Origin of the sequence: Streptomyces lushanensis, from assembly GCF_001700515.1 — a bacterium.
In the GTDB taxonomy this organism is placed as follows: domain Bacteria; phylum Actinomycetota; class Actinomycetes; order Streptomycetales; family Streptomycetaceae; genus Streptomyces; species Streptomyces lushanensis.
In genome coordinates this window covers 1-5971 of sequence record NZ_MAUD01000216.1, presented here as the reverse complement: position 1 = coordinate 5971, position 5971 = coordinate 1, and the positions used below count along the sequence as shown (strand labels likewise).

Annotated in this window: 8 protein-coding genes; 5 read left to right on the top strand and 3 right to left on the bottom strand. The window is 69.5% G+C overall.

What is annotated here, in order from left to right; genetic code table 11:
* The coding region (locus BFF77_RS18850) for a transposase (RefSeq protein ID WP_245703582.1) at positions 1–287 on the top strand (287 nt) is incomplete at its 5' end.
* Positions 288–445: 158 nt separating this feature from the next.
* Here BFF77_RS18850 and BFF77_RS18845 read toward each other — a convergent pair.
* Entirely contained in the window at positions 446–655 is a 210-nt protein-coding gene (locus BFF77_RS18845) for a hypothetical protein (protein ID WP_066951116.1), read from the bottom strand.
* A 282-nt stretch (positions 656–937) separates the two neighbouring features.
* Entirely contained in the window at positions 938–1216 is a 279-nt protein-coding gene (locus BFF77_RS33380; RefSeq protein ID WP_425424391.1) for a hypothetical protein, read from the bottom strand.
* Positions 1217–1450: 234 nt separating this feature from the next.
* Between BFF77_RS33380 and BFF77_RS18835 the strand changes: the two genes are divergently transcribed.
* The 3 genes from BFF77_RS18835 to BFF77_RS18820 all read left to right on the top strand — a co-directional run bounded on the left by BFF77_RS18835 (position 1451) and on the right by BFF77_RS18820 (position 3164).
* Positions 1451–1831: a peptidase inhibitor family I36 protein gene (locus BFF77_RS18835; protein ID WP_066951112.1), complete on the top strand. Its 381-nt coding sequence runs from the start codon at positions 1451–1453 to the stop codon at positions 1829–1831.
* A 710-nt stretch (positions 1832–2541) separates the two neighbouring features.
* Positions 2542–2790, top strand: coding sequence for a ribbon-helix-helix protein, CopG family (locus BFF77_RS18825; protein ID WP_066951119.1), 249 nt, complete (start codon positions 2542–2544; stop codon positions 2788–2790).
* Positions 2791–2792: 2 nt separating this feature from the next.
* Positions 2793–3164, top strand: coding sequence for a toxin Doc (locus tag BFF77_RS18820; protein WP_079125289.1), 372 nt, complete (start codon positions 2793–2795; stop codon positions 3162–3164).
* Between the two features lie 233 nt (positions 3165–3397).
* On the opposite strand, the gene BFF77_RS18815 is transcribed toward BFF77_RS18820, so the two are convergent.
* Complete coding sequence (locus BFF77_RS18815) at positions 3398–3862, bottom strand: VOC family protein (protein ID WP_066951105.1); 465 nt, start codon at positions 3860–3862, stop codon at positions 3398–3400.
* Between the two features lie 157 nt (positions 3863–4019).
* On the opposite strand from BFF77_RS18815, the gene BFF77_RS18810 reads away from it, so the two are divergent.
* Complete coding sequence (locus tag BFF77_RS18810) at positions 4020–5018, top strand: helix-turn-helix transcriptional regulator (protein ID WP_107422189.1); 999 nt, start codon at positions 4020–4022, stop codon at positions 5016–5018.
* Positions 5019–5971 lie beyond the last annotated feature (953 nt).

Here is a 5971-nt window from a genome sequence, read left to right as displayed (position 1 = left end):
TGGCGGATGCCGCGCGCGCGGAGCGATCGGTCTCGAACCTGGCCTTCGCTTCGTCGAGGGACCATCCCCGCGGGCGCGGCATCCGCCACCGCATCGCCCGCAAGGGCATCGAGTCGTCCACACGACTGGGCCGCCACCGATGGGTCGTGGAAAGAACGGTCTCCTGGCTGGCCGGCTGCCGACGCCTGCACCGCCGCTACGAACGCAAAGCCGAACACTTCCTCGCATTCCTCGGCCTCGCCGCGGCCCTCTGCTGCTACAAACGACTCACCCGACTCACCACATAGGACACGGTCTAAATGACCTGTCTGGGCGATCATGTTCGAAGCCCATGGGCCTGGCGGCCTTCTCGGCGTCGGGGTGCGACGGCACGAGGTGAGGATTGGGGGCCCGACGCCGTGGCGCAGCTGCGGGGAGCGGGCATCGACCCTTGGTGCCGCCGAGTTCAGTTCACCTTGGCGACCGCCGAAGTGTAGACGCGTCCTCCCCAGAGTCTCGGCTGCCGCACTCGCTGGTGGAGCCGGTGGCCCGGCATGCGGCCGAGAAGCAGAGCGTGCACTCCGAGGACGGCCCACATGATGGCCAGGATGAACAACGTCAAGGCCAGCACACCGATGATGAACAACCTGTCCCCCTGATGCTGCTGTCGCGTCATGCTGCGCCGCAATTCAATCTCAGAGAAAGGGAGTTCTCAGTTTCGAAAAGAGAGCGGCATTCCGGCTGTATGCCTCGCCAGTGACGAACACTCTGTCCACGTCGTGACGGGTGGCGGGGTGACGGTTCTTCGAGCCCGGCGGTCGGCCGGGCCTGGGCCCGCCACCGCCTGGCCCGTCGCGTCTTCTTCGGCCAGGTGCTCGGGGTGCTGAGCGGCGTCGGGTCCGGCGCGAGGGCCGTGCGGGCGGCCGGTGCGGGCTGCGCACGGTGTTTCCCGTGGGGGTCAGCGGGCGGCGACGTTCCCGGTGGTCGCGGATTCGGGGGCTGCTTCGGCGTCGGGCCGGAGAGGGGCGGTGTTCTTCGGGCCGCGCAGGGCGATGTGGACGAGCAGGGCGGCCATGGCTGCAACGCCTGCCCGCATGGCCTGCTGCCGGCCGTCGACGAAGGACTGCTGGGCGGCATCGATGAGGTCCTGGGCATGGCTGCCGGTGGCTCCGCGCGGCTGTACCGGCCGACTGCCGGGGAGGACGAGGTCCCAGTCGATCGTCTTGGTGGACAGCACAGGCGCGAGGTTCGGCCAGTTGTCGTTCCCCTTCAACCATGACGTCTACAACGTCGTCCCGACCGCCGCCACGCGGCGCAGCCGGGAATGTCGCACAGATGGTTCGCCCAGGCGGGTGACATCTGTCATGAACGTCGGCGTGTCGGGAGAAGTACCTGGTGCCGGGCCCGAGTGCGAGCCTGGATTGTCCGGGCACCCCGGCGAGGGTGTCCGGACCGAAAAACGGAGGAGAGCATGTCCCGACTCGGAAGCATCACCCCGCGCCTGTGGACCGCCGCGGCCGTTCTGACGGTCGCCGCAGGAACCGCCTCGCTGACCGCGCCCCCGGCGGCAGCCGACCCCAACCAGTGTCCGTCCGGATCGTTCTGCGTCTGGGAGCAGTCCAGCTATCGGGGTGACTTCAGGCACTACACCACGTCGAACCCCAACGTCGGCAACTACATGAACGATCGCATGACCTCGTACTGGAATCGCACCGGCAAGACGGTCAGCGTCTACGAGCACGGCAACTACGTTGGGTGCATGTTCTCGATCCCGCAGGGCAGGTCCGAAGCCGCGGTGGCCTCACACTTCAACGACAAGATGACCTCCCTTCGCGTCGGCCGCGGCTGCTGATCCCCCCTTGAGGCGGCAGCGGCGCTCGCGAAAGCGCCCTCGAAGTCCGCGCCAACATCATGCGCACCTGCCTCCTCGACCGCCTCCGCACCGTCACCACCCGCCGAAGAAGCCGCCGCAGAAGTCGGGCGCGGTCACGCCCGGTACCAGATCCTCGGCGACGCCACCGCCGGAGCAGCCAGCGGTGGCGTCCACGCCGCGCTGCTGTGGCTGACCGCGACCGGCCGCATCCCGCCCGCAGCGGCCGGAACCGCCTTCATCGCCGCCCAGACCAGCCGGCGCCTCCTGACCGGTCTCGTCCAGGGCACCAACGCCTCCTGCAAAACCGGCCTGTACCTGGATGACTGGGACACCTTCCTCACCGACACCGCCGCCCGCACCACCCTGCCCAGCGATACCCAGCCCGTCCCCGCCACCCCCAGACCATCGAAGCAAGGGGCGTCACCTTCCGCTACCCAGGCAGCGACGCACCCGCCTTCACAACATCGACGTACGCGTGAGCCAAGGCGAGGTACTCGCCGTCGTCAGCGCGAACGGCTCCGGCAAATCCCCCCTCGCCAAGCTGCTGGCCGACGCCGTCCCGGCCGTGCCCGCCGGACCAGTACCGCATCCAGTAGACCGCCCCAGCACCGTTCTGCCGCCTCTGAGCAGCCTCCCCGCGCGCTCAGCTGCCGCACCTTTGCTGTACGCCTTGCTGTACAGCCATGGGTATGTCGAAGCCAGTGACGATCCGGGTCGATGACACACTGCACGCACTGCTCAAGGAGCGTGCCGAGGCCGAGGGCACCACGGTGACCGCGCTGATCACACAGGCCGCGCACGACGCCGTCCGCGCCCCCCGCCTCGAAGGCGCCGCCGAAATCTTCCGCGACTTCATCGACGGCGCCGCGGACGCGTTCGACGCCGCCTTCCCCGACGACGCCCCCAGTCGACTGGGGGCGCCGGGACGGGCCGCCTGACCGTGGAGCTCTACATCGACATCCGCTGGCTCCTCGAACGCCAGGCGGAAGTCCTCCCCAAGCACCCCACGGTCCACGACTTCTCCAACCTCGTCGCCGCCGTAGGCCGGCACCGCGTCAACACCCCCAGGATCGGCACCACTGCCGACAACGCCTGGCGCGCCGCCGCCTTCATGCACGCCATCATCCGGCTCCGCCCCCTCCCCGCCCGCAACGCACTCTTCGGCACCGGCATTGCCGTCGCCTACATGAACGCCGCGGGCGAAGGCATCGACGCCCCCTACGGCGCGCTCATCGACCTCGCCCGCGACATCGACACCGGACACAGCGACGCCTACGACGCAGCCGATCGCATCCGCACCTGGTGCATCTGACCACCCTCCACGAGACCACCTGCCGCCCTGGGGGCAGGCACGAGCGGCGGCGAGGCGTCCGGCGTCAACCTGGCCCGGGCCGCACCGCGGGCCGACGGAAGCCGCGCGGAAGAACGCGGCGGCGGCCGGAGAGGAAGCCGAAGCGAAGTCGAAGCCGCGCGGCCCGTACGGGTGCGCAGGGACGGACGCCAGCCGCTGGGTCTCGAAGCAGCGATCAGCGCTCTGACCACCGATCACGCGTGGGAGCTCCCGGCCGCCGACGCGACGCTGCGCGAGCGACCGTTGTACGGGGCGGTGACGTCCAGGACCCAGGTGACGCCGAAGCGGTCGGTGAGCATGCCGTACAGCGGCGCCCACTGCGCGGGCTCCAGCGGACGCACGACGGTCGAGCTCTCGGCGAGCTTGCCCCACAGGGCGCTGATCTCCTCGGCGTCGTCACCGCGTACGGAGACGAAGAACGGGTTCTCGCCCTGGTTCCAGGGCAGTTGCGACGGCACGTCATAGGCCATGACGTGGAAGCCGTTGTCGCCGGCCACCTCGCCCCACATCACCCAGTCCGCCTCGCTCTCGTTCTGCACGGCGCCCGCGTCCTTGTAGGTGACCGCGACAGTACGTCCGCCGAAGACGGACTGATAGAAGTCCAGCGCCTCACGTGCGGTGCCCCGGAAGTTCAGGTGAGTGGTGGTCGTGACAGACATGACCTGCTCCTTGCCTCGATGTGACAGATACGCCGCCGACTGTCCAAGTCCAAGTGGCGGCTGCCGACCAGGAGCGACGCCTCCCGAACGGCTCGTACGCCACCATGGCGGAGGTAGAGGACAGGTTGTGTCCTGTACTGCGGGAAGAATGCATCTCATGCAGAAGACATCCTCCCGGCTGCTCTCGCTTCTCTCGCTGCTTCAGACGCACCGTGACTGGTCCGGCGAGGATCTCGCCGAGCGTCTCGACATCACCTCGCGCACCGTGCGGCGTGACATCGGCCGCCTACGCGAACTCGGCTACCCGATCACGACCGTCAAGGGACCGGCCGGCGGCTACCGCCTGGAGGCCGGCACTCACATGCCACCCATGCTGTTCGACGACGACCAGGCCGTCGCCCTGGCCGTCGCACTGCAGACCGCGGCCACCGGCACCACCGTCGCCGAAGACGCCACCCGCGCCCTGGCCACCTTCCGCCAGGTCATCCCACCCCGCCTACGCCACCGCATCGACCTGCTGCGCATCACCGCCGTCCCACCGCCCGCGCCCCGCGACACTCCTCGGGTTGACACCCAGGTCCTGGTGGACCTGAGCCGCGTCATCCACGCCCGCGAGGAACTGCGCTTCGACTACGCCCCGGGTCCAAGCACCTCGGCCGATGACGTCCGCCGCGTACAACCCCATCACTTGGTCACCTGGCGTCATCGCTGGTACCTCGTGGCCTGGGACCTCGACCGCGAGGACTGGCGTACCTTCCGGGTCGACCGCGTCCGGCCCCGCACACCCACCGGCCCCCGCTTCACCCCTCGTGACCTCCCCGGCGGCAACGTCTCCACCTTCATCACCAGCCGATTCCGCGGCAACGACGGCACCACCACCGACTGGCCCTGCCAGGGCGAAGTCATCCTCCGCCTCCCGGCCGCCGATGTCGCGCCCTTCGCCCAGGACGGAATCGTCGAGGAACTCGGCTCCCGTCACTGTCGGCTCATCCTCGGCTCCTGGTCATGGACCGGACTCGCCGCCATCATCGGCCGCTTCGACACTGATATCGAAGTCATCGGCCCACCCCAACTGGCCACCGCGTTCGGGGACCTCGCCGCCCGCTACGCCCACGCCGCCCGCACCACGAAACCAGAGACCAGCCCGGCGCGGTGAGAACAGAACTCACCACGCCGCTCAAGTCCTCCGAACCTCCGGGGCCGACGCAACGCTCAGTTACACGCGATCCGAGAGCAGGGAAGGGGTTCGCATAGACGACCCTCTGCCCAACCAAGATCAAATAGGGTCGGACGTCTGTGGCACACACCCGTGAAGGCCAGCCCAGCCGGCCGTGCCCCCGAAGCGCACCGCCAGGCCACGCCGCGGTCCTGGGTGGACCCGGCGCCTGTGACCTCGACGTGGACACCCGCCTCAACCTCACGAGCTTGCCGAGGGCCCCCAGAATGGCGCCCCAGAAGGCCGGCCGGGCACGATTCCCGGACACGGCCCGTGAGACACCGGGAGTGAATGAGCGGAATCCGCAGAGGGGCGCGACATCGGCTCACTCGTTGTGGTGGTCGCCTCCTGATCGCGCCCGTGCTGCCCCGGGGTGCTGTGAGACTCGCGCCGTGGCCGACACCGGACCGAACACTCCCGCAGTCCCGACCCGTGCGGCGAGCCGGCGCTTCACTCCCGCGAAGCGACCGCAACCGGCACAGGGCGCGTCCGTTTCTCCCCGGCTCGCTGGGTGCTCGCTCCCCGTACGACGTGGCAGGCCCGCCGTCTCGTAGCATCGTTCAGGCCGGGCATGGACGCCCGTACCGCCTGGATGCCGGCCCGCCTGGCTCGCCACCCCGAAGAACGCGTCTACGCCATGCACCAGCTGGACGACGGCGACACCCCGGCTGACAGCCGTACGCCGTGAACCCGGCGACCACGGTCCGGGGAGACCGCACTCCGTCCCCTCCCCAACGCACGCGGTCGGGAGCTGGCTGAGTGCTGCTGGCCTGGCACGCCGAACACCCGGACGCCGTCGACCACCTCGCCCCCGGACCCCCGTCCGGGCCCCTGGCCATTCCCGCCTACGTGAGGTGGGCGGAGCAGCACGGGCGTGCAGTCGTCAGTGACGA